Raw genomic sequence first — 21,830 nt, 5'->3', positions numbered from 1 at the left:
AACCCCCCCCCCTATCGTCGGCTGCGTCTTTTGTGTATAAGAGACCGGCCCGCCGGGTGGGCGGTTCGCGGCGTCCACCGGTCATTGGGGCGCGGGCGGGGCGGGGCCCGCCCCCCCCCCCGGCCGGGGTGATCAGAGGCAGAGCAGCGTGCTCACCGTGCTGTTGGTGCAGTTGATGGCGCTCAGGGAGCTGAGCACCGAGCGGTACTCGGTGGTCTCCTCGGGGGTCTCCAGCGCCTGCAGGTCGAGGATCGCCATGACGGTCTCCTTTACTGGACTCGGATGGTGCTGCGGTTTCTCCGGCGGTCGCCGGAACTCGTGGGGCGGCATGACCCGGCCGCGACGGGGGCGCGAGGCGCCGGGGGCGGCTCAGCTGCCGGCCGGCCAGAACGGCATCGGCGGGCTGCCGTCGTACACCGAGGCCAGCGCCGTCAGCACGCCGGCGGTGCCGGTGGCCAGGTCCATCGACAGACGCAGCAACTGCTCGCCGGGAAAGGCCGGTTGACCCTGCCGGGGCAGCACGTGCCAGGCCAGCCGACGCACGTGACGGTCGATCAGCTCGTCCTCGGACGCGGGGCCCCCGGGGTCCAGGGCGAGCAGCGCGATCAGCCCGGCCCGGCCGTTGAACAGGCCCGGTTGCACGATGAACTCCGGTTCGGCGGCGGCCCGGATCCGCGCCACCTGCTCGGCCAGCGCCGGGTCGGGACGGTGCCGCAGCAGGGCGTGCGCGACGGCCGCGATGCCCGCACTGCCGGACTCCAGGTACGGCAGCACCCGGCTGCCGTCGTCCACCTGCAAGGTGCCGTCCTCGGCGGTGACACAGCGGGCGAGGTCCTGGTCGAGGGCGGCCCGGGCGAGGTCCAGCAGTACCGGGTTGGCGCACTCCTCGAACAGCCGGACCAGCAGCAACGCGGTGCCGCTCGCGCCGTGCAGCAGGCCCGGCCGGGCCGTGGACGGTGCGGGCCCGCCCAGCCGGAGGGCGGCCACGGCCCGGTCCGCGCACTCGGCGGCCGAGGCGAGCAAGGTGCGGTCGCAGGTGACGCGGGCGAAGTGCAGCCGGGCCAGACCGATGCCCGCCAGCCCCGCCGACAGATCGGGCCCGACGCCGAGCGCGTCGTCCTTGTCGACGCGGCGCAGCAGGTCGAGGGCGCTCTCGCGGTGGCCGAGACGGTCCAGCACCCAGGCGGTGCCGTGCGCGCCGACGAACAGACCGGGCCGGCACGGCTGCCGCTCCACCGCGTCGAGCAACCACCGCACATGCCGCGGATCGACGCCCGCACCCACCGCGTGCAACGCCCACAACACGCCCGCCGCACCGTACGACAGGCCCAGGCCGTCGTGGGTGAACTGCGCGGGATCGCCTGGGAACAGCCGGTCGGCGCGCTCGGGTGTGGCACTCCCGGCGATCGCCGCCACCAGTCCGTCCCGCAGCCGTGGCCAGCCCTCCCGGCCGTCCCCGAACAGGCCCTCCACGGCGGCCAGTTGAGCGCCCGCCTCCGCTGCCGGCTCGGGCAGGTACCCGGTCGGCAGCTCGAACCGCTTGCGGGCGGAACGAGCCAGCGCCGCACCCTTCGCCGGATGCAGGGCGGTCAGCGGCAACAGCGGCAGGAACGCCCACAGCCGCAGTGCCCGCAGCGCATGCTCGTCCACCTCGAACCCGGTCAGCCCGGCCGGCGCCGCGAACCCGGCCGCCCCCAGCGCGGGCCGCACGAACTCCTCCACGGGCGAGGCGAGTTCGAAGTCGACGAAGACCACCGACCCGTCCTCGCGGACGATCAGATTGCGCGGATGGAGATCCCCGAACACGATGCCCCGGCCGTGGATGGCCCGCAGCGCCCGCTCCACCGCGTCCAGCACCGCCGTCGCCTCCTCGCGGTACGCGGCCACCGCCGCCTCGTCCGCCTCCGGATGCACCAGCGGATAACGACGGCCGAACCAGTGGTGCAACCCCTCGCCCGCCACGTACTCCTGCACCAGGAAACGGTGCTCCCACGCGGTCAGATCTCCCAGCACGGCCGGCACCGCATCCAGACCCGCCAACGCCTCCAAGGTCCGCTGCTCACGCACCAGCCGCCGCACCGCGTCCTCACCGCGCTGATCGAGGCCCGCATACGGCCGGCCCTCCTTCAGCACGACCTGCTCACCACCGCCGGCCGGCCGCGCCAGATAGATCCCGCCACCGTTGGAGAAGTGCAGCGCCCGCTCCACCGTGAACGGGAACTCGTCGACACTGCTGCGCCCCGCACCCGCCACCGTCCCGGCCAGCACCGCCGGCACCGGCGCCCACTTCGGCAGGTCGAACGCCGCCCGCCGCACATCCGGGCGCAGCACGCCGGACGGCTCGCGCAGCGCCAGCACCAACTCGCCCTCCTCGTTGCGGCACCACTGCTCGGTGAACGCCCCGTAGCGCAGATACAGCGGACCCTTCCGCCAGCGCAGATCGCTCAGGATGTACGGGCCGGGCGCCCCCGCCAGGGCATCGTCCAGGCCGGTGAGACATCGCTCCAACTGCGCCTCGTCGGCCGGATACAGCGTCATGAACTTCCCACTGGAGCCGCGCGAGGCGTACTTGGCGTTCTGCGTCTGCACCAGCGCCGGACTGCGCAGGAACTTGAACGCCACCCCGTGCTCGAAACAGTGCGCCCGCACCACGTCCAGGATCCACGGCGCGTTGTCCAGACAGGCCGACACGTGGATCTTCCACCCCTGCTCCGGCAACGGCACGGCGGCCGGCTGATAACCCACCCACACCTCGCGCAGGCTGCGCACCCAGCCGTCCGGCGCGGCTTCGGTGGCTGCCGGGAACTCGTCGCGGGCCGCCCACTGGACCGGGGAGTCGTAGAAGACCGGATCGGCGTAGGAGTACGCCTCGTAGCGCATGTCCATCGGATCGCTCCATGGCGCGTCGCAGGTAAGGGGAGTGTCCGTGCGTCGGACGGCGCGGAGCCGGTGCAGCACGGCAACGGGGGACGTCCGGCCGGTGGGGATGTCCGACCGGCCGATCGCCACCGAGAGTCTGCAAGGGCCGGCGCGGCGTCGAAAGAGCTTCGAAAATGGTTGGCCGGATTCCGCGGGGCGCACGCAACGGGCCCGGCCGCCACCCCGCAACCCTCCCTTTACCTGCGCTTTTCCCGGCCGGCCGCCGCCCCGTTCGCAGGCCCGCGCCGCTCCGTGGTGGCGTCCCGCCAGCGGCGATACCCGGGGGCGGCCCGTCCCGCCGCCCCGCCGTCGCGCGCGCCGGTGCGCCCGCGCCCCGGTCGCACCTCGGCACAACGTCGGAGCGCACGCGCCCACGGGAACGGGCCCCGATCCGCCACCCGCTGTCCGGTACCCGACCGGCGCGCCACCGGCACGGAGGGCGTGCTCGCACCTCCACGCGCGCCCACCACCCCGGCCCCCACGCCCACCCATGCGCCCCCCGGTGCGTACGCGCCATCGCGCGCCCCACCTCGGCCAACACACCCCGCCCGAGCCGCGGTTGGCCAGCTGCCGGACTTCCGCCCGGGCAGCACCCCCGGCACGGCAACGCACGTCCCACCCCCGCCGTCCCTGCCGAACCGCTCGCCACCCGCCGACGTCCCGCTGTCTCACGGACCCACGGCACTGCGGTGTCCCGGCCGAGGGCGCCGGCATTGACGGCCCACGCCGGTGAGCACCAGCCCGACCCCCCGGCGTGCCGCAGGCCCGGTCGCGGGTGCCCCGTCCGGCGCCCGCCGGCACGAGCGCCCGCCCGCCGGCACAACGCACCCGACAGCACGACGCGGGCGCCACCTCCCCGGTGTCGCCCGCGTCCCGACTTCCTGACGGACTCTCAGCCCTGCGCCGCCCCGGCGAGGTCGATGCCGAGGGCGCCCGTCGCGGTGGCCACGCACACGCGGCCCCCGTCGGTGATCACCAGTCCGACCACCGGGGCACCCAGAGGCAGGTCGTGCGTGACCCGCTCGGCGCCCGCCAGCACCACGCGGACCAGACCGTCCGCCCAACCCGCGGCGCACATCAGGCCGTTCGGCGTGGTGGCGACGGCCACCGCGGTGACCGGGACGTCCCGGGCCGGCAGCGGCGGGGAGAGCGGCCCGCGACCCGGCATCCAGGCCTGCACCCGGCCGTCGGCGCCGCCGGTGATCAGCAGATGGTGCCCGCCGTGGTGGGCGAGGTCGACCGCCGTCACCACCCCGTCGTGGAGCGGATCGTCGCTGCGCACCGCCTCCGTCCCGTCCCGGTCCTCCAGCAGGTGCACCCGGCCTGCTGCGTCACCGGCCGCCACCGCCCGCTGCTCCCCGCCGCGCGCCGCAATCGCGGTGGCCCCGTCGTCCATCGACGCCAGCAACCGCCGCATCCCATCGGCAAACGGGCCGGACGCCTCCAGCGGACGGATCTCCTCGACGGCGCCGCTGCGCCGCAGCGCGTAGCCGGTGCCGTCGTGGCCGGTGGCCAGCGCGACCGCGGAACGGTCCGTCAGCCGGAGCGGGGACCCGCCGGAGGGACGGCCGGTGGCCGCATCGACCACCCCGATGTCCCAGCCGACGGCGACCGCCAACTGCCCCTCCTGCGAAGGCCCGTTGTGCCGGGCGATCAGGTGCACCGGGTCGGCACGCCGCGCGAACGCCCAGCGGGCCCGCCAGCCCTGCCCGGCGAGTTGCGCGAACCGGCCCGACAGCTCGCCATCAAGACTCGCCGCCCAGCAGTGCAGCGCGGACGCCCGTTCCTGCGGGTCTCCGGTGGCGGTGACCCGCGGCCCGGCCAGCCACCACGCCCGGTGCACGGGCGTGCGTTCGGCCTCCAGGGAATCGCCCTTCGCCACCCGCAGGGCGACCCCGTGCTCCAGCGCGAGGCCGACCGCCAGCGGGTCGGCCTGCACCAGGACGGCCGGATCGGCCAGCAGGTCGTCGACCGGCGCCGATGTCCGGACGGCGTGGCGCAGCACCAGGTCGAGGCGGTCGGCGTCCTTCGGGCCGGGCTGCTCCGGCAGAATGTTCTGCCGGATCGACAGATGGTCGAGGCCCGACCGGGCAAGGCGCTCGGCGAAGGCGTCCGGCCAGACCCGGTAGCGCCCGGCGTCATCGGCCGGCAGCAGCAGATCGACCGCCTGCTCCACCGCGAACGGGCCGAGGCTGCCGGGCAGTTCACCCCACAGCTCCTCGTCGAGACCGCCCCGGACCGAAGCCAGCGCCGTCACCGGAGCCCGGACGAGCTCGGGCAGCGAGTCCCACCAGGTCTCGGCCAGCGTCTCGGCCTGCCGCGCGGGCGAGGCTCCCGCGTCGAGCAGCACGCCGTTGCCGGTGCGTGCGGCCAGCAGCGCCAACGCGGGCGACGGGTAGACCTCCGCCGGGAGCGGGCGTCCCGCCAGGGACGTCGCCCACCGGGTGAAGGACTCCAGGTCGGTCCACTGCGGCTGATCCAGGTCGAGTACGGCGGCCGGCACGTCCAGCGCCGCCGCCGCAGGCGTCCCGGAGGCGCACTCCACCACGATCCGCAGCCACGGCACCCGCAGCAACGGCCGCAGCACCTCGGCCGCGATCCGCCGCGCGGCATCCGGCAGCAGCGCGGAACCCGCCCGGTCGAGGTCGGTCACCACCAGGACGCGCGGCACACCGTCGATCAACGCCGCGACCAGTTCCTCCGGCGTGCCGGCCGGCACACCCAGCAGCCCGGCGAGCCGCCACACGAACAGGTCCACGGTCAACTCCGCGGCGGACAACGACACTTCCACCCGCCGACCGGCGTGCGCATGGTCCGGCGGGCACGCGGCGACCAGCCAACGCAACAGGTGACTGCGCCCACTGCCACTCGACCCGGCGACCCGGCACAGCCGCGGCGCGTGCGGATCCTCCAGCCAGCCCAGCAGCGCCCGCCCGGCCGGGCGACGCCCGGCGTGCAGCGGCGGCAGCGGCGCCGCACCGTCCGCGACGGGCTGCTCCGGCACCGGCGCGCCGTACCGCGGGTTCGGCCAGAACCGCAACGGGAAACCGTCGGCGCCCACCTGCCAGGCCCCCTCCACGACTCCCACCGGCACCCGCCCGTCCGGGTCGTGGCCCTCGTCGGCCTTGAACAGCCAGCCGCCGCGCCGCACGGCCTCCGCGCACTGCTCCCGCGACATCCGCGGATCCGGCCGGTACCCCGGCGGCCGCGCCGGTGCGGGCCCCTCCACGACCGCCTCGCCCGGCCCGTCCGGGACGATCAGCTCGCTGGTCCAGTCGCCACCCATACAGTCCTCCCCGTTGCGCCCCGTTCGCCCCCGAACACACCGGGGGACACCCTAGCGCGCGGCAGTGCCCGCCGGACCGTGATCCGCCGCAGCCGCCCCGCTCGACCTTCCGGGAGGAGGATCCCGCGCTCAACTGTGATGGGGAAGTGGGCAAGTGAGGGAAAGTCAGAGAAGGGAGAACCGAATGGACCGGTGCGATCGTCCGTCCACGCATGAATGACAACACGGTAGTAGGACGACGAGGTCTGCTGAGGACGGCTGTCGCGGGGGCAGCCCTCCTCCCGATGGCCGGCGTCGGCGTCGGCGCGGGCTCCGCAGTGGCGGCCGCGGCCGAGACGGACGAGCCGGCACCGGCCGGTGGCGGTGGCGAGACCGTCTACCGGTGGCTCGGCAACAGCGGATGGCGGATCGAGGGCAACGGGAAGACCGTCCTGTTCGACCCGTACATCACCCGGTACCCGACGAAGGGCTTCGACCCGAAGACGGAACTGTCCGTCGCCCCCGACCTGATCGACCAGCACATCGGCACACCGGACCTGGTACTGGTCAGCCACTCCCACTGGGACCACTTCAACGACGTCCCGTACATCGCCAAGCAGCACGGCGTGCGCGTGGTCGGAACGGCCACCACCTGCTTCCTGCTCCGCGCGATGGGGGTGAAACCGGAGCAGCTGATCGTGGTGAAGGGCGGCGAGCACCTCGACTTCGGCAAGTTCACCGTCCAGGTGGTGTCCAGCCTGCACAGCCGCAACGCCAAGCACCAGTACTGGGTGCCCGGCACCCTCACCGGCCCGACCGACACCGTCCCGGAGACGATCGGCGACCTCCCGGAGGGCGACACCCCCGCCTTCCAGATCCGTCTCGGTGACGGCCCGTCAACCCTGCTGACCGGCGCCGCCGACTTCTCGGAACAGCACTACGCCGGACTGAAGCCGGACATCGCCATGCTGTCCGTGGAGAGTACCGCCCACAGCGTCCACCGCTACGTCCCGCGGCTCCTCAAGACCCTCGACTATCCCCGCACAGTGATCCCCGTCCACTGGGACGACTTCGAAACCCCGCTCACCGGCCCGGCCGTCCACGACACCACGATGGACCTGGACGGCTTCATCGACCAGACCCGCACACTCTCCCCGCAGACCCGCCTGATCCGCCCCGAACACCTGACCCCAATCCGCCTGCGCGCCTGACCCGCCCCACCCCCGCCGTGCCCGCCGGAGCCCCGGCCGGCACGGCGGGCCCCCTCGCCAACTATGGTGTGCGGACGCCACAGTGGCACCGCGGCGCCACACACCACCAGGGGGACCCATGACCGAGGTCGCGCACCACACCCGGGCCACCATCCCGGCCACCATCACCACCGAGCGGCTGATCCTGCGCCCGTTCACCGCCGCCGACGCCGACGACCGCTACGCCTACCAGCGCCTGCCCGAGGTCGTCCGCTACCTCTACCGCCCGGCGCACACCCGCGAGGGCAACGAGACGTCCATCGCCACCCGCGGCGTCCACGCCGGCTGGAGCGCCGACGGCGACGGCCTCCTGTGGGCCGTCTGCCGGGCCGACCAGCCGGGCATCCTCGGCGAGGTCGTCGTCACCCTCACCAACGCCCGTGCCCGTCAGGCCGAGATCGGCTGGGTCTTCAACCCGCAGTACGCGGGCCAGGGCTACGCCACCGAAGCAGCCCGCGCTCTCGCCTCAACGGCCTTCGAAACCCTGGGAGTTCACCGCCTCTTCGCCCGGCTCGACGCCCTGAACACCCCCTCCGTCCGGGTCTGTGAACGCCTCGGCATGCGCCGTGAGGCCCACCTGGTCGAGGCCGACCTCGACGGCGACCGCTGGGGCAGCGAATACGTCTACGCCGTCCTCGCCCGCGAGTGGAGCGCCTGACCCGCCACCCCTGACCGCCCGGCCGCCCCTCCGGCCGCCACCGCGTGAGGCGGTCGGGCGACCGATTCATGACGGATTCGCCTAGCCCCGCCGCTGCGTAACGTCGCCGGTGTCAGCCCGACCCCCGACTCCATGGGAGCGCCACGATGCCCGCCTACGCCCTGGCCCAGGTCCACTCCGTCGAGGTCTGCCCCGACACCGTCGCCTACCTGCGGCGCATCGACGCCACCCTCGACGCGTTCGGCGGACGCTTCCTCGTCCACCGCGGCAAGTTCGAGACGATGGAGGGCAGTTGGGGCCGACAGGGCCTGATCATGATCGAGTTCCCCGACTACCGGCAGGCCCACGCCTGGTACCACTCACCCGCCTACCAGGACATCCTGCACCTGCGCACCCGCCACATGACAGCCGACGTGATCATCGCCGAGGGCGTCCCCACCGACTACCGGGCCGAGCACCGCTTCGACGAACACTGAGCCACGGCGCCCTGACGGAGTGGCAGGTGTGGCTGTACCGGGGTGAGGTGGGGGACTACCTGCTCAAGGGTCATCTGACCGGCCCTGTCGGGCATCCGAGGAGTCAGGAGGAGTACCTGAAGCTGCGTGGCCTGGGCCGGGCCGAACTCGCCGTGAAGGGTACTGCCCAGTGAGTCCGGCCGACCCGAACCAGCCGAACGAGGCCGCCCGGTTGGCCCAGGAGTTGGTCGACCAGGGCTACACCAAGCGCCAGGTCGCCAAGATGCTGAACCGGGACGCCTCACTGGTGTCCCAGTTCTTCACCAAGGGCAAGGGCGCGAGCATGGTCGGCGCGCTGCGCCAGCTGGTCCGCGCGGTGCACGGCGGTGAACGCGACCCCGACACACTGGCCGGGATCGCGGAGGCGAACACGAGCCGCCGCCGCACCAGGACCGGGCAGAAAGCCCGGGTGCGTGGTAGGGACACCGTGGGCACTCCTGGCGGGTCGATGTCAGGGCGCGCCGGACGCCAGGCCATCCGTTCGGGCGCATCCCACCTCGCGCCTGTGGTGCACGCCACCGGCCGGGCCGGCGGCCGCCTGGCCTTCACCGTGAGGATGAAGGCCGACCAGTACGTGTACTCGGCCGGGTCGGCGCAGGACTCCGGCGGTGTGCGGCGTGGGTTCTTCCCGCGTACGGACGGCACCAAGGAACGCACCTACGGCTCCGCGAGCACCGGGGGCTTCGATGCCGCCGAGTGGTCCCAGCGGGTCGCCGACCACCACGGTGACGTCACCGAGGCGATGCGGGCCTGGCTGGTGGAGACCGGCCGCGCCGTCGAGGACGCAGACATCCGGTATCTGGAGGTCCGTGGCTGGATCTCCGGGTAGCCGGCGGGCAGCGTCCCGCTGAGCGGTGGATCGGCCTCGCCGCCGCCGCCAAGCAGTCGGAAGCAACGGCCATCACCGAGAGCACCAGCCGCAAGCAATGCGAAACGCTGCTCGGCCACATTGACGACCTCACACAGGGCATCGAGGAACTGGCACCTCTCCTGACCCACCACCACGTGGCGAAGTACTTGGCGGACCTCGCCGCAGGCACTTCGGGCGACAACCAGTACCGCATGCACCTGGAAGCCTACGTACTGGCGGCCCGGCTGGAGGAGGTGGCGAAGGCGGCCAACACCCGCCTGGAACGCATGTCCTCCGGCCGCTACGTGCTGTCCCACACCGACGCGCGCACCAGCGGCCGCGGCCGCTCCGGCCTCGGCCTGGAGATCCTCGACCAGTGGACCGGCCAGACCCGCGACACCACCACCCTCTCCGGCGGCGAATCCTTCTTCGCCTCCCTGGCCCTGGCCCTCGGCCTCGCCGACGTGGTCGCCCAGGAAGCCGGCGGCAGCCAGCTCGACACCCTGTTCATCGACGAGGGCTTCGGCAGCCTCGACGACGAGACACTGGAGGAGGTCCTCGAAGTACTCGACGAACTGCGCTCCCACAGCCGCACGGTCGGGGTCGTCAGCCACGTCGCCGACCTGCGACGGCGCATCCCCACCCAGATGCAGGTCCGCAAATGCCAAGACGGCTCGACCGTGAAGGCCATGGCCACCGCCCCGGCCTACTGACGTTTACAAGCCGAACCCCGACACGATCCCCCGCCATCAGGACCACCAAGACCCCTCAAGCTCCTTGGCGGGGCGCGGCAGGAGCCTGTCTCACCGAGCGAGAAAGGCCTCGCCTCAATCTGTAGTGAAACCAGCCCACCACCCTGAGTAGTAGCGGAAAGAGAGACAACGCTGTGGAGACCACTACCGTGGCCAGCGTCGAAACTCCCGTCCCGGCGCAGCCGTCCGGCACCACCGCCGTGGCGAATCCGTTGCCGTTGCACTGGTTCCAGAAGGACGCGGTGGCGGCGGCGGTGCGCGAGGTGAAGGACGGCGGCCGCGCCACCGTCGTGGCCGCGACCGGCTCCGGCAAGACCCTCATCGCCGCCGGCTGCGCACGGCGCCTGGCCGCCCGGGGCCGGGTGCTGGTGCTGGAGCCGACGATCGAGCTGCTGGAGCAGACCGCTGGCGCCTGGTCGCTGCGGGGCGGCCGCCGCGGGCTGGCGGTAGCGGCGTGTTCGCGGGAAGAGGCACTGGAGAGCGCGGAGGCCGGCGGCCGCGTCCACGCCCAGGTCACCACACAAGCGCCGCGGATCGCCGACCTGGTCAACGGCGCCCCCGACAACCAGCCGGTGACCGTGTACGCCACCTACGCGAGCCTGGAGCGGATCGTCCAGGCCCACCGCGACTTCGGCCTCCCGACCTGGGACCTGGTCGTCATCGACGAAGCCCACCGCACCGCCGGCCCGGAAGGCAAGGCGTGGGCGGCGATCCACGCCGACGCCCAGGTCCCCGCCCGCAGGCGCCTGTACTTCACCGCCACCCCGCGGATCGCCGACGACCGGCGCGCGAAGGACGTGCCTGGCCGACCTCACCGACACCGACGGCGCCGAGAAGCTGCCCGCGCTCTGCTCCATGGACGACGAGACGATCTACGGCAAGACCTGCTTCACCTGGACCCTCGGACAGGGCATCGAGCACGGCTACCTCGCCGACTACCGCGTGCTCGTACCGGTGGTGACGGACGAGGACCTGCGCGAACTCCTCAACCTCCCCGCCGTCGCCGACCTGCGCTCCCAGCGCACCAACGAGGAACTGCTGCGCCTGGCCCTGCAGATCGCGGTGCTGCGCGCGGTCGCCGACCTCGGGCTGCGCCGCGTGATCACCTTCCACTCCCGGGTCACGGCGGCGCGCGAGTTCGCCGGCAGCCTGCTGGACGCCTCCCAGCTGCTGGAGGACGCGGAGCGCCCGGAGCGGATCTGGGCGAAGGCGGTCGCCGGCACCGACCACCTCAAGGACCGCCGCGCCGCGTTCACCGAGTTCAAGGCACACCGGTGAGGACGGCGAGGAGTGCGGCATCCTCTGCAACAGCCGTCTCCTGACGGAAGGCATCGACGTCGCCGCCGTGGACGCCATCTGCTTCGCCGACCCGAAGTCGTCGGTCATCGACATCGTCCAGGCCGTCGGCCGGGCGCTGCGCCAGTCCTACCGGCAGGGCAAGGTGTCCTGGGTCATCATCCCGGTCTACCTGCCCACCCCCGAGGTCGGCGACGACACGGCGGCCGCGGACCCGGCCGAGGTCCACGACGCCGGGGAGGCCGTGAAGGCCGAGGCCGACGCCGAGATCGAAGCCAGCTCGTTCCGCACCATCTGGCGGGTGCTGCGGGCGCTGGCGGCCCACGACGCCCGGGTGGTCGGCCGGATCACCGAACTGCGCGCCGGCCGCTCGCAGGGCACCGCACACACCACCGCGGCCAAGCCCGCCGAGGGCGAGGCGGCCGAGGACGGGGAAGGCGAGCAGCAGCCGGCCCCGGTGGAGTCGCCGATCGAGTGGCTCAAGATCAACGCCCGCCATCACGCCGCCCGGATCCTGCAGACCGTCAAGCTGCGGGCGTTCAACCCGCGCGCGGTCGAGTGGCAGCGCATGCACGCCGTCGCGGCGGTCTTCCACCTCCAGCACGGCCACCTCGACCCCACCGACAAGACCAAGCACGCCGAGCTGATCTCCTGGCTCACCCGCCAGCGCCACCTGGGCGGCCAGCACCTGCTCGACGCCGCCCGCGTCAGCGAGCTGGACGCGCTCGGCATGATCTGGTCGAAGAACGCCAACGCCTGGGAACGCGGGGCCGCCTACGCCGCCGCGTTCCACCACCAGCACGGCCACCTGGCGATCCCGGCGACCGCGAAGCTGGACGACTACGCGGTGGGGGCAGCCGGCGCCAGGGCTGCCCCTTCCCCGCCTCACCCGCCGACTACAGCTCCGCCTACCCGCAGGGCCTTCGGTCCTCCTCGGCGAGGGGGTGCCAGATCGGGGAGACGGGCCCGTCTGGAGGAGGTCTTCGAGGCGGGCGGCGCCTGGCCGGGACGGCGGCGAGCATCTTGGCGAGGACGGGCTGCTCCTCGGCAGCCAGGCGCAGGTCCGCCACCGCAGCCGCACTCGTCATCTGGCTTCGCTCACGATCGCCAGGACACTGCCTAGTGCCTCGACCTCCCATTGGACGGGCCGGGCGGGGTCGAGGTGGTACTGGCGGGCCAGCGCGGGTCGCCGGCCTTTCCCTCGACCGGATGTTCTTCCTTTCGGCACCCTGCGGGGAAAGGCAGTTCAGCCGGCGCGCGGAGTCCACTCCGGTGGCGTCCACAACCGGGCCTTGGTGCTGCCGACCTGGATCAGCGTTCCGGTGTGTCGATCCTGACGGGCCGGGCGGAAGCCGTCGATCGCGAACACCTGCTGTCCGCTGGTGATGTCGACGGCCTGCAGACCGGTCTCGTCGGCGATCAGCAGGTGCTCTCCGTCGGTGAAGAAGAAGCCGAATTCGCCGACCGGCCAGGTGAACGTCGCGGCCGCCGTCGTGGACACGAGTCCCGTCAGGACTCGGCGACAGCGCGCCGTGGAAGTAATCGTGGGCGTACTCCGCATCGTCCTCATCCCTGTCCGGGCTGTCCCGTGCCGTAAGCACCTTGCCGGACGCGAGATCGGTGATATCCAACCGGTTCCAGTCGGGAACTGCCACGTCCACCGTGATCGCCGCCATACTGATCCCCCCGGTGCGCCCGTGTGACCCCCCGCGGCACCGTGAACAGCAGTGATACGGCACCGTATTGGCAAAGTCGGTGAGCGCCGCGAGGCCGGTCACGGCGGTGAGGTCGGCACGGATCTGGTCCATGCCGGGCTCATTCTCGCGCAGGTCCGCCCCGGTGCCGTCCAGCGAGAAGCCTGCTTCCGGTCGTCATGACCGGACCGACCTCACCGAGCACGGCCCCCGACAGACCCAGAAGCTCCGAACCGCTCGGCGAATATCCGGCCGGGCACGGCAAAGGCCCGGTTTCCACCCGCAGTGGAACCGGGCTCCCGCGCTTCCCCGCCGAGGCTGTGTGCCCAATCAGCGGAACGACTTCAACAAGACCGGCACTCCATCAACCCCGGAGAGACTCCCACCAGTCACTGCTGGGTGACCGCCCCAGCCGTTTCGTCTCTGGGTTCGCAGATGGTTTCGTCTCTGGTTTCGAACGATCTCGGCCGCTACCCCCGCCCGATTCCCTTACGGCCGTCGCGCCATCGGACCCGGGGACCGCACCACTGCGAGCGCCCAGCGCCTCTGCCCCACAACGCGGGAAGGCCGCCACCCGCAGGTGACGGCCTCCCAGTGCTTTCTCAGGGCCCAAGAAGCCCACCGCCAGGCAACTTGGCCACCCGGACCGGGGACGGCCCGCTACGCCCACTCCACACCGTGCTCGGCGAGCTGCGCGAGCCGGCCGGGCGTCAGCTTCGCCCGCCGAGCCTGCTGATTGTCGAGCCAGATGCCCAGTGGGAAGTGCGACACCACCACCTGCTCCTCACCCCGGGGCCGGCCTCCACGGTCTCCAGCGGTCCCTTGTGCAGGCGGGGCACCCGGGAATGCCGTTCCCGCTCGACAAAGGTCGCCAGCGCCGCCAGACCCTGGACGAACCGGTCTGCCCACGACACCTTCGACTTGGCCACAGTGGCGGCCTTCGCGGCCACCAGCCCGGCGTCGGCCTCGATCCCGATCGCGATGAGGAAGTCCCGCCGGTCCGCGTCCAGGCCCGGCCGGCCGACGCGCTGCGCCCACACCCACCGGCCGAGCTGCTCGCCCTCGTACACCTGTGTCCAGCGGCAGCACGGTCCAGTCGACCAGGCCGTCGGACTCGAGCCCCTGTCGCGCCCCGTGGCACTGCGAGGGTCTCGCGGGTGCGCAGAGTGGTGCGTACGACGACCGGCCGCGCCGACGTCGAGCAGCGCTTGGCGCAGCAGGCGTATGGGCGATGCCGGCTCCTCGCCGGCTCGCGTGGGGTGTTGCGACATACGAGGCTTCTCATCACAACCTCGCTGCCTCGAAGTGATCGGATCGGGGTATCTGCTGTGGTTTGTCATGATTTACCGTCAAGTGTCATGTCGCACTTCTGCGTTGTCGCGTGAGAGTGCGGCGCTTCGTTGTGAGGAGAGGTGAACCCGCGGATGAGTGCTCGTACGCGTGGACAGGGCGATCTGCCGTGGTACCGGATCAGCCGTCAGCGGCCCGCGGCCGTGTTCAACAGGGCCATGGCCGGTGGGACGATCCCGGCTGGTGCCGGCGGCGCGTCCGACCTGGTCGGCTCGGGTGGACGGCGTGGAGAGCGCGGTGTGGGGGTGGTGTCGGTGGGGGGCGCGCTGCTGTCCGGTATGGCACTGCTGGCGGCCGCGGCTCCACCGGTGGCCGCCGCGCCGGTGGAGGCCGTGCCGGTGCGGGCACAGGAGGCTGATCCGTCGCAGACCTTCACCTTCACCGGCGCTTCGCAGACCCTGACGGTTCCGGCGGCGGCGGTGGTGACGATCACCGCGGACGGCGCCGGCGGCGCCGACAACACCGGCACCCCCTGTTCCGTCACGGGGACCGGTGGGACGGGGGCACGGGTGGCGACCACCCTGCCGCAAACCACCGCCCCGACGACCTTCACCGTCAACGTCGGCGGTACCGGCGGCAAGGGCTGCAACGGCACCGGGACGGGGGGTGCCGGCGGGTTCAACGGCGGCGCCCCGGGAGGGAGTTTCCCGCTCACCGGTTTCCGGTTCGAAGGTCCGGGTGGGGGCGGGGCCTCCAGCGTCAGTGCGGGCGGCTCCCTGCTGGTGGTCGCCGGGGGCGGCGGTGCCTCCGGCGGCACCGGAGCGGGCTCCACGGGAGGCAACGGAGGCAACGGCGGGACGACGCCGGATGCCACCGGCGGTACCGCGGGAAGTGCCACCGGCCCCGGGGCTTCGCCCGGGCAGGGCGGGGGCGGCGGCAGCACCAGCACCAGCACCGGGGGCGCCGGCGGGGCCGCCGGCACCGCTCCACCCTGTGCCGCTACGCCGGGCGGGCCGGGAGGCGGGTTCCTGGGTACCACGGTCGGCACCGGCGGCACCGGCGGCACCATCGACGGCGGCTGCGCCGCCGCTGTCATCGGTACTGGCGGCGGCGGCGGGGGCGGGTACTTCGCCGGCGGGGGCGGCGGCAGCGGCGCCGTCAACAACACGGGAACCTCGGCGGGTGGGGGCGGTGGTGGTGGAGGCAGCAGCTTCGCCACCCCCACGGGTACCGGCACGAGCTACACGCCGTCGACGATCGGGACGGCGAACCACAACGGCCAGGTGACCATCTCCTACGTAGTCCCGTCCTTGACCATCACCAAGACCCACACCGGGCACTTCACCCAGGGACGGGACGGGACCTACACCATCACCGTCGGCAACGCCGCCGGGGCCGCCCCGACCGACGGCACCACGGTCACCATGCACGACACCCTCCCCGCAGGACTCAAGGCCGACAGCATCAGCGGTACGGGCTGGACCTGTGACCAGGGCACGCTCACCTGCACCCGCAGTGACGCCCTTCCCGCCGGGACCAGCTACCCGCCCATCACGCTGCAGGTCGATGTCTCCTGCAGTGCCGACGACGAGGTCACCAACGTCGCGGTTGTCACCGGGGGCGGCGACACCACCCCCCACACCGCCACCGACCCCACCAGGATCAAGCACCACAAGCACGACGCACACGACAAGCACGACATGCGCTGCGACCGCAACGAGCACTGGTAGACCAACCAACCCCGGGTCCGCCTCCACCGGCCCACGACCACCGCGCCGCCGTCCGGGCCACCGCGCCGCCGTCCGGGCCACCGCGACGACCGGGCGACCGCGACGACCCGTCCACCCGTCGGACCATCGCCAACACGATCGTCGGCCGCCGGTAGCTACCTCTCGAAGCACAACCTGGCCAACGGGCCCGCCACTACCTGGCTCACGGCGGAACACCGAGAGCGCCGGCCACCCAAGGTGGTCGGCGCCTTCGGCATGTCGTGTGGTGGGCCAGAGCTGCTTCGGAGCGGCCTCGGCGGTGGCGTCCAGGGTGAAGGCGTCGACCTCGACGGGCACGCCGCCGGCCGGGCTGCGGTCTGCTCGTCGCCGGTGCCGGGGCGGTGGCGCTCGATGAACGCGCGCAGGCGGTGTCGGGTGTCGCCTCGGCCCGCGGTGTACGCGAGGTGGGCGGCGGGCCGGTACACCTCGGCGCCGTCGGCGGGCAGGCCGCCGACCACCACCTGCCCAACCGTCCGGCGAAGGCCTCGCCGGACGGGGACAAGGGGCCCTGCGCCGCCTCCGTGGGCACCTCCGCCGACACCTCCACGCCCCCGTCGGTGGCCTGGCCCGTTTCCGCAGGCCGGCGGCCCCGCGTCAAGGGGCCCGGGGCGTGGCGACAACCCTCTTCGCTGTCCTTCGTCTTGGGCAGTGGAGGTGGCCGGTCGGTTCGGTTCGGGGTTCGCGCCTGCGGCGGGCCGGTGTTCTTTAGCGCGCCCGGTGAAGCCGTCCGCGCCGACCGGGGCCGGCCCGACCGACCGCTCCCGGTGCCGCGCCGACTCCACGTAGGCACCACCGCAGGTGAAACACCGTAGGCACCACCGCGGGTGCGCCCGCAGCCCGCCCCGCGGGGCGAGTAGTCGGTGCGAGGGAAGGTAGCCCACTGGCTGGTTGTCCCAGACTTCGCCCATCCGCCTTGTCACACAGGTAGCGGGCCGGGCGCGCGGTGGCCGGCCTTCACGGCACCTTCCATGCCCCGGCGGCCTGTCCCGGCAGCCAGGTCACCCGGCCCTGCCGCCAGGTCACCCGGCCCTGCCGCCAGGAGCACACCCAGCGCCTGGAATCAGGCGGCCCTGGCGCGGCTGGAGGCGGTCCGCGTGGCAAACGCGCAGCTGCGCCTGTGTTGGTCGTGTCGGGGTTCGATCGGCGGGAAGGCCGGTTCGGAGTTGGAGCTGACCGAGGAGGCCGGCCCGGACCGGTTGGAGTGCCCGTGGTGCGTCAGCGACCGGGAGACGGGCGAACTGGGCCCGCTGGCGCTGCCCGCTCCGGCCCCGCTGCCCAGGCAGCGGGGCCGTCCTGACTCCCCGCCTCGGCATCGCGATCACAGCGCTGAACCTGCGTCCTCCTTCGCGAAAAGTTCTGCCGCCCGCCCAGCTGATGATCTATTTTCCGTTCAGAGCTCGATCCGGTACCAGTGGGAGTTCTCCTCAGGGCTGTTGTCGTGGGCCCACGGCCCTGGTCCGGGTAGGTGGGTCAGTTCGGCTAGGCCGTGTCCTGCCGATCCTAGGGCGATCCCGTTCACCTCGTGTCCCTGGGACTCGAAGAACCGTCGGAACACGCCGCGCGGGTCGTTGGCGAGGTCATGGAGTGTCGCGTCGTCGGGTTCGAGGCGCACCTCGTAGATCGATGTGGCCGCCACCCGCACGCGTTCGACGCTGCCCCGCATCACGGCTTCGTTGGACATGGAAACTCCTCCTCACGTCCTCACGTCCTCAGGTCCTCACGGAAGGAGCCGGGTCCATGTCGAGGCGTACTTCCCGCTCAGGATGTGGACGAACTCCGGCCGGTACGGCTGACCCTCCACCGGAGCCGGCGCCGTGAGCCGGTTGACCGTGTACCCCTGGGCCTCTAGGAACTTTCTGACGGCCCCGCTGGGATCCTTCTCCAGCTGCCGCCGCACCAGGTCGTCCTCGACATCGATGGTGACGCGGACGACTTCGAACTCGCTGTCCTCGATCTTCCTCATGGTTCCCCGTGGTTCCACTGCGTCTGACATGGTGCTACCACCTCGCTCCCCCTCGGCATACGGTCCCGTGTCCCAGTCTGCGCTGACCCCCCGCACCCGCAACCGGCTGGAGTGCCCCGAGTGCGTACAGGCCCGCGCCGCAAAGGACTTGGGCCCGCTGGTGCTGCCTGTCCCGACCAAGCGCGAGCTGGTGGCTGCTCCGGTCTCCGCGCCGGCTGATCCGTGGTGGGAGAACCGAGTGCTGCACGCCAGGCTCTACCCGGCGAGAGGCCGCAGGGTGTGACCTGTTGGTTGCGGTGGGTGTGAAATGGCCCCACGCGCCATGTTGTCTGGACCTTTGGTTGTGCCTGTTGGGGGGTGTGGCGGGGTCGATGTTGGTGTGGGGTTTGGTGACTGTGTGTGGTGGTTGTGCCTCGTTGCCGTGCTTGTTGTTCGGGGCCGGGGCTGTTGCGCCTCGCCTTCCCGCTTGCCGCGCCGTCGGCCCGCCGGTCTGCGGCGCCGTTCTGGCGGCCGGGCGCGGGCCGTCGTCCCGGGCCCGACCCTGCCCGAGGCTCGCCCTGTCCGGGGCGGTGGCTAGTGACAGCCGGCGACGAACGAGTTGATGTGCCAGTACCATGACGAGGAGATTGACGGCGCAACCTACGTTCAGGCGATGATGGAGTTGACCGCCTCCGCGCAGGAGTGATGCCTGGTCCGCAACTGATCCTCTCGGCATACGTGCGCGGCTGACCCGTCTCACCGAAGGTGGACCGATGCGCGGTAGCGCTGGTCACGCCCGATCTATCGAGTACTCGGCCAAAGGCCTTGGTGTCAGCGCGAGGCTACGGTCGTCTCATCGGCAGGCGCCTCTCCGGTGCCGGGGGTCGGCGCACCATCGACGGTGAGCTCCGACTTCGGCTCCACTTTCGAACTGGTCGGGCGCCTGCTGCCCCCCTTCGATGAGACGGACCAGCATCTGTCCATCTTCAGTGAGACACGGCCCAACTCCGGTGAGACAGGTCATCGGCGGCCTGGTGGCGGGTGGGGGTGCGACGCGGTGTTGTGCTGGGGTGCAACACGGGGCCGTGTTGCGGGTCTGACCAGGTGTTAAGTGGCCTGGGGCGGGGGCGGGCGGGCGTGTTGCACCCCGTGTTGAACCGGCCGTCGTCCGGTTCGCCGGACTCGGCTGCTCCCCGCTGCCCCGCCCGCGCCGCCTGGTGCCGCGCTCCGCTGCCGGGCCCTGGCCGCCGAGCTGGTCGGCCGTCAGGCCGTCCCGCTGCACCGGTGTGCCTGTGTGCCGCTGTCGTGGGTTGCCGGGTGGCGTCGTCGTCCTGTCGCGCCTGCGCCGGCCTCGCTGTGTGCCGTTCTGGCCGGGTGCGCTCGCTTCTGTTGGTTTCGGCCGGGTGGGGATGCCTGGTGGGTCAGCGGCCGGCGAGGTGGCGGGCGGTGAGTTTGACGTCCTGGAGTTGGGCGGTGGTCAGGCGTCGGGCTTCCCAGATGACCGTGGCCAGGTCTGTGGCAAGGGAGTTGGGCGGTGGCAGGTCGTCGGGTAACTGGATGCCGCCGAGTGCTGCGAGGTCGGGGGCGGGGATGCCGAGCAGGCCGGCGAAGCCGGCTGTCAGCTCGGGGGTTGTTTCGACGGTCCCGCGGCCGATCCCGCCGATGGTGGACGCGGAGAGGTAGACCCGTCCGTCGGTGACCGCGTACAGGGCCATGGCCGTGGAGAGCCAGCTGAGGTTCCGGTTGTGTGCCAGGCCCAGGAGCACCGCGCCGAACCCCGGTTCGTACCGGTGGTACGGCCGGGAGACCCCGCCACGCCCCTCGCGCCGCACCAGGGGCTGCGCCCGGATCGCGTCCAGCAGCGGTCGCCGTTTCTCTGCGGGCATGACCATCGTGTTGTAGATGACGGCGTTGATCGACCAGTGCGGGTTGCGGGTGATCGGCGTCAGGTCGTCGGGCACCGGCTGTCCAGCGAAAAGGAACAGGTCAGCGGCGTGCAGACCAAGTACCGGTCCAAGGCCCCTGAGTAGCCGTCCGGTCGGCGGCTGCCCGTCGAGCACGTCTTGCAGCTCCGCCGGGTCGGCGCCGACCGCCGCCGTGAGCGTGGCGGAGTCGAGCGCCCGATGGCCCACAAGGTGCGCCAGCAGCGCGCCGAACCGCAGGAGGCCTGTCATCCCGTCAGCTTATCGACGGCCGAGGGCCCTTGGGTGTCGGCCGTCATGAGACACCGTAGCGACTCACCGCGCCCGACGGTGTCGTGCCGCTGCGCCTTGGCCGGCGTCCTGGTCGGCCGCCAGGCCGTCCTGCTGCGCCCGTCTCGGCCGTCCGGCCGCTGTGCCCGTGTCCGCCCTGGTCCGGTGTTCGGTTGGGTGTCGCCGTCCCGGCTGGTGCTGCATCAGGAGACCATCTACGGCGCCACCGGGCCCGCTGCCCGGTACGTTGCTGCGGTCCTTGGTGATCCGCGTGCCCGTGTCGAGGCGGACTGGGAGCACAGGGCGGGGCGCAGGCCGCTGTGCGCGGAACTTCTGGACTGGCTCGGCTGGTTCGCCGATACCGCGTCCTACCCGCCCGAGGACGGCCCTGGTGCGGCCGAGGACATCGTGGCGAGCCAGGCCGTGCGGCCCGCGGTCTACGCCGACGTTGCCGCGTTCTTCGACGACCCGGACCTGCGTGTGCGGGAGGCCGCCTTTGCGGCCGCCGGCCTTTTGTTGGCCGCGCCGGAGCTCGCGCACCACATCCCGCAGGTCGCACCGGCCGTGCGCCGGGTCCTGGCGGCCAGCGCCGACTCCCGCCACCGGTGGATCGCCCGGCACTGCCTGCAGACATGGGGTGAGGACGTCGGCGAACTGCTCGCCGAGGAGGAAGCGCATCGCCGCGCCGAACGAGAGGCAGCAGCCGTGCTGGAGGACCCCTGGGCGGACCCGCAAGCCTCGGCGGACGTCCACCGGTGGCTGGCCGAACGCCCCGAGGACACCGCGGACCGGGCCTGGCTCGCGCGCCAGTGGGTGGATGGATCGGAACCCGCCCAGGGGCCCGGGCTCGCCGGCCTGCAGGATCCGCAGCAGCCGAAGGCGGAGCAGCCCGCCTTCGGCGTGCGGCAGGAGCCGGCGGCGAATGGTTGGGCCGTCGCGAAGGACGAGGACCGCGCCCGATGGGTGTTCACCCCGTTCGTCGGCCTCGGGCCGCTGCACTTCGGCATGAGCCCGCAGGAGGGGGCAGCGGCTCTCGGCGTAGGGGCGACGACCAGCTGGTGGCAGCATCCGGATTGTGGTGAGCCCCGCCATGAGGAGGATCACTTCCCCGCCCTCGGCGTCTCGGTGTACTACGCGGGCAGCAGTGCGCGTCTGGCCTGCGTCGCCGGCGACGCGAGGCGCGGCCCACAAGTCACGCTGGAGGGCGCCCCGCTGGTCGGGCGGGTGCCCTCCGAACTGGAGCAGTGGCTCCTCGACCGCGGCGCACGGGAGGGCGGCGTGCTCTACCCGCATGCGGCCGATCCGGGCTCGCAGAAGCTGGGGCTCGTGCTGGGCGCGCGCAGCGGGTCGGCGACGCCGTCCTGACCCGGCCCTTGTTCATGCGGCACGACTGGGTGATCGCCACCTGGGATCACGTTCCGGGGACGGAGTGGTCCAC

The 21,830-nt window shown here is 72.4% G+C and carries 16 protein-coding genes and 2 pseudogenes; 11 read left to right on the top strand and 7 right to left on the bottom strand.

Annotation, left to right across the window (positions count from 1 at the left end; genetic code table 11):
* Window positions 1-132: 132 nt before the first annotated feature.
* The 3 genes from ACFV18_RS30330 to ACFV18_RS30320 form a co-directional block, all read right to left on the bottom strand.
* Window positions 133-258 carry a SapB/AmfS family lanthipeptide gene (locus ACFV18_RS30330; RefSeq protein WP_380488450.1) on the bottom strand — a complete coding sequence of 42 codons (126 nt, stop codon included), beginning with the start codon at window positions 256-258 and terminating at the stop codon, window positions 133-135.
* A gap of 111 nt (window positions 259-369) precedes the next feature.
* The gene (lanKC, locus tag ACFV18_RS30325) at window positions 370-2,886 is read right to left on the bottom strand and encodes a class III lanthionine synthetase LanKC (protein WP_380488449.1); all 2,517 of its coding nucleotides are present in this window, start codon (window positions 2,884-2,886) and stop codon (window positions 370-372) included.
* Window positions 2,887-3,811: 925 nt separating this feature from the next.
* Complete coding sequence (locus tag ACFV18_RS30320; RefSeq protein WP_380488447.1) at window positions 3,812-6,205, bottom strand: hypothetical protein; 2,394 nt, start codon at window positions 6,203-6,205, stop codon at window positions 3,812-3,814.
* A gap of 284 nt (window positions 6,206-6,489) precedes the next feature.
* Between ACFV18_RS30320 and ACFV18_RS30315 the strand changes: the two genes are divergently transcribed.
* From ACFV18_RS30315 to ACFV18_RS30275, 9 genes and pseudogenes are all read left to right on the top strand, one after another.
* Window positions 6,490-7,395 (top strand): MBL fold metallo-hydrolase, encoded by a 906-nt coding sequence (locus tag ACFV18_RS30315; protein WP_380488445.1) that lies wholly within the window; start codon window positions 6,490-6,492, stop codon window positions 7,393-7,395.
* 118 nt (window positions 7,396-7,513) lie between these two features.
* Window positions 7,514-8,092, top strand: a complete 579-nt coding sequence (locus ACFV18_RS30310; RefSeq protein ID WP_380488444.1) for a GNAT family N-acetyltransferase — start codon at window positions 7,514-7,516, stop codon at window positions 8,090-8,092.
* A gap of 146 nt (window positions 8,093-8,238) precedes the next feature.
* Window positions 8,239-8,568, top strand: a complete 330-nt coding sequence (locus tag ACFV18_RS30305) for a DUF1330 domain-containing protein (RefSeq protein WP_380488442.1) — start codon at window positions 8,239-8,241, stop codon at window positions 8,566-8,568.
* Between the two features lie 26 nt (window positions 8,569-8,594).
* Entirely contained in the window at window positions 8,595-8,741 is a 147-nt protein-coding gene (locus ACFV18_RS30300; RefSeq protein ID WP_380488441.1) for a hypothetical protein, read from the top strand.
* The gene (locus ACFV18_RS30295; protein WP_380488439.1) at window positions 8,738-9,436 is read left to right on the top strand and encodes a helix-turn-helix domain containing protein; all 699 of its coding nucleotides are present in this window, start codon (window positions 8,738-8,740) and stop codon (window positions 9,434-9,436) included. Before ACFV18_RS30300 ends, ACFV18_RS30295 begins: the two co-directional genes overlap by 4 nt.
* A gap of 35 nt (window positions 9,437-9,471) precedes the next feature.
* Window positions 9,472-10,170 (top strand): annotated as a pseudogene (locus tag ACFV18_RS30290) (SbcC/MukB-like Walker B domain-containing protein); the annotation flags it as partial.
* 173 nt (window positions 10,171-10,343) lie between these two features.
* Window positions 10,344-10,967, top strand: a pseudogene (locus ACFV18_RS30285) (DEAD/DEAH box helicase); the annotation flags it as partial.
* Window positions 10,968-11,064: 97 nt separating this feature from the next.
* On the top strand, window positions 11,065-11,487 hold the full coding sequence (locus ACFV18_RS30280; protein ID WP_380488438.1) for a hypothetical protein: 423 nt from the start codon (window positions 11,065-11,067) through the stop codon (window positions 11,485-11,487).
* 19 nt (window positions 11,488-11,506) lie between these two features.
* A complete protein-coding gene (locus ACFV18_RS30275; RefSeq protein ID WP_380488455.1) occupies window positions 11,507-12,628 on the top strand; it encodes a Helicase associated domain protein in 1,122 nt (373 codons plus the stop codon).
* A gap of 123 nt (window positions 12,629-12,751) precedes the next feature.
* On the opposite strand, the gene ACFV18_RS30270 is transcribed toward ACFV18_RS30275, so the two are convergent.
* Entirely contained in the window at window positions 12,752-13,006 is a 255-nt protein-coding gene (locus ACFV18_RS30270; protein WP_380488437.1) for a hypothetical protein, read from the bottom strand.
* A gap of 1,617 nt (window positions 13,007-14,623) precedes the next feature.
* On the opposite strand from ACFV18_RS30270, the gene ACFV18_RS30265 reads away from it, so the two are divergent.
* On the top strand, window positions 14,624-16,219 hold the full coding sequence (locus ACFV18_RS30265; protein WP_380488435.1) for a hypothetical protein: 1,596 nt from the start codon (window positions 14,624-14,626) through the stop codon (window positions 16,217-16,219).
* Window positions 16,220-17,648: 1,429 nt separating this feature from the next.
* Here the strand turns inward: ACFV18_RS30265 and ACFV18_RS30260 are convergent.
* The 3 genes from ACFV18_RS30260 to ACFV18_RS30250 all read right to left on the bottom strand — a co-directional run bounded on the left by ACFV18_RS30260 (window position 17,649) and on the right by ACFV18_RS30250 (window position 20,374).
* Entirely contained in the window at window positions 17,649-17,939 is a 291-nt protein-coding gene (locus ACFV18_RS30260) for a hypothetical protein (protein ID WP_380488434.1), read from the bottom strand.
* A 36-nt stretch (window positions 17,940-17,975) separates the two neighbouring features.
* Window positions 17,976-18,221 (bottom strand): hypothetical protein, encoded by a 246-nt coding sequence (locus ACFV18_RS30255; RefSeq protein ID WP_380488432.1) that lies wholly within the window; start codon window positions 18,219-18,221, stop codon window positions 17,976-17,978.
* A gap of 1,400 nt (window positions 18,222-19,621) precedes the next feature.
* A complete protein-coding gene (locus ACFV18_RS30250) occupies window positions 19,622-20,374 on the bottom strand; it encodes a hypothetical protein (protein ID WP_380488431.1) in 753 nt (250 codons plus the stop codon).
* Window positions 20,375-20,557: 183 nt separating this feature from the next.
* On the opposite strand from ACFV18_RS30250, the gene ACFV18_RS30245 reads away from it, so the two are divergent.
* On the top strand, window positions 20,558-21,757 hold the full coding sequence (locus ACFV18_RS30245) for a hypothetical protein (RefSeq protein ID WP_380488429.1): 1,200 nt from the start codon (window positions 20,558-20,560) through the stop codon (window positions 21,755-21,757).
* Window positions 21,758-21,830 lie beyond the last annotated feature (73 nt).

The organism is Kitasatospora sp. NPDC059673, assembly GCF_042734215.1.
GTDB lineage: Bacteria > Actinomycetota > Actinomycetes > Streptomycetales > Streptomycetaceae > Kitasatospora.
This window is presented reverse-complemented; position numbering and strand designations above follow the sequence as displayed.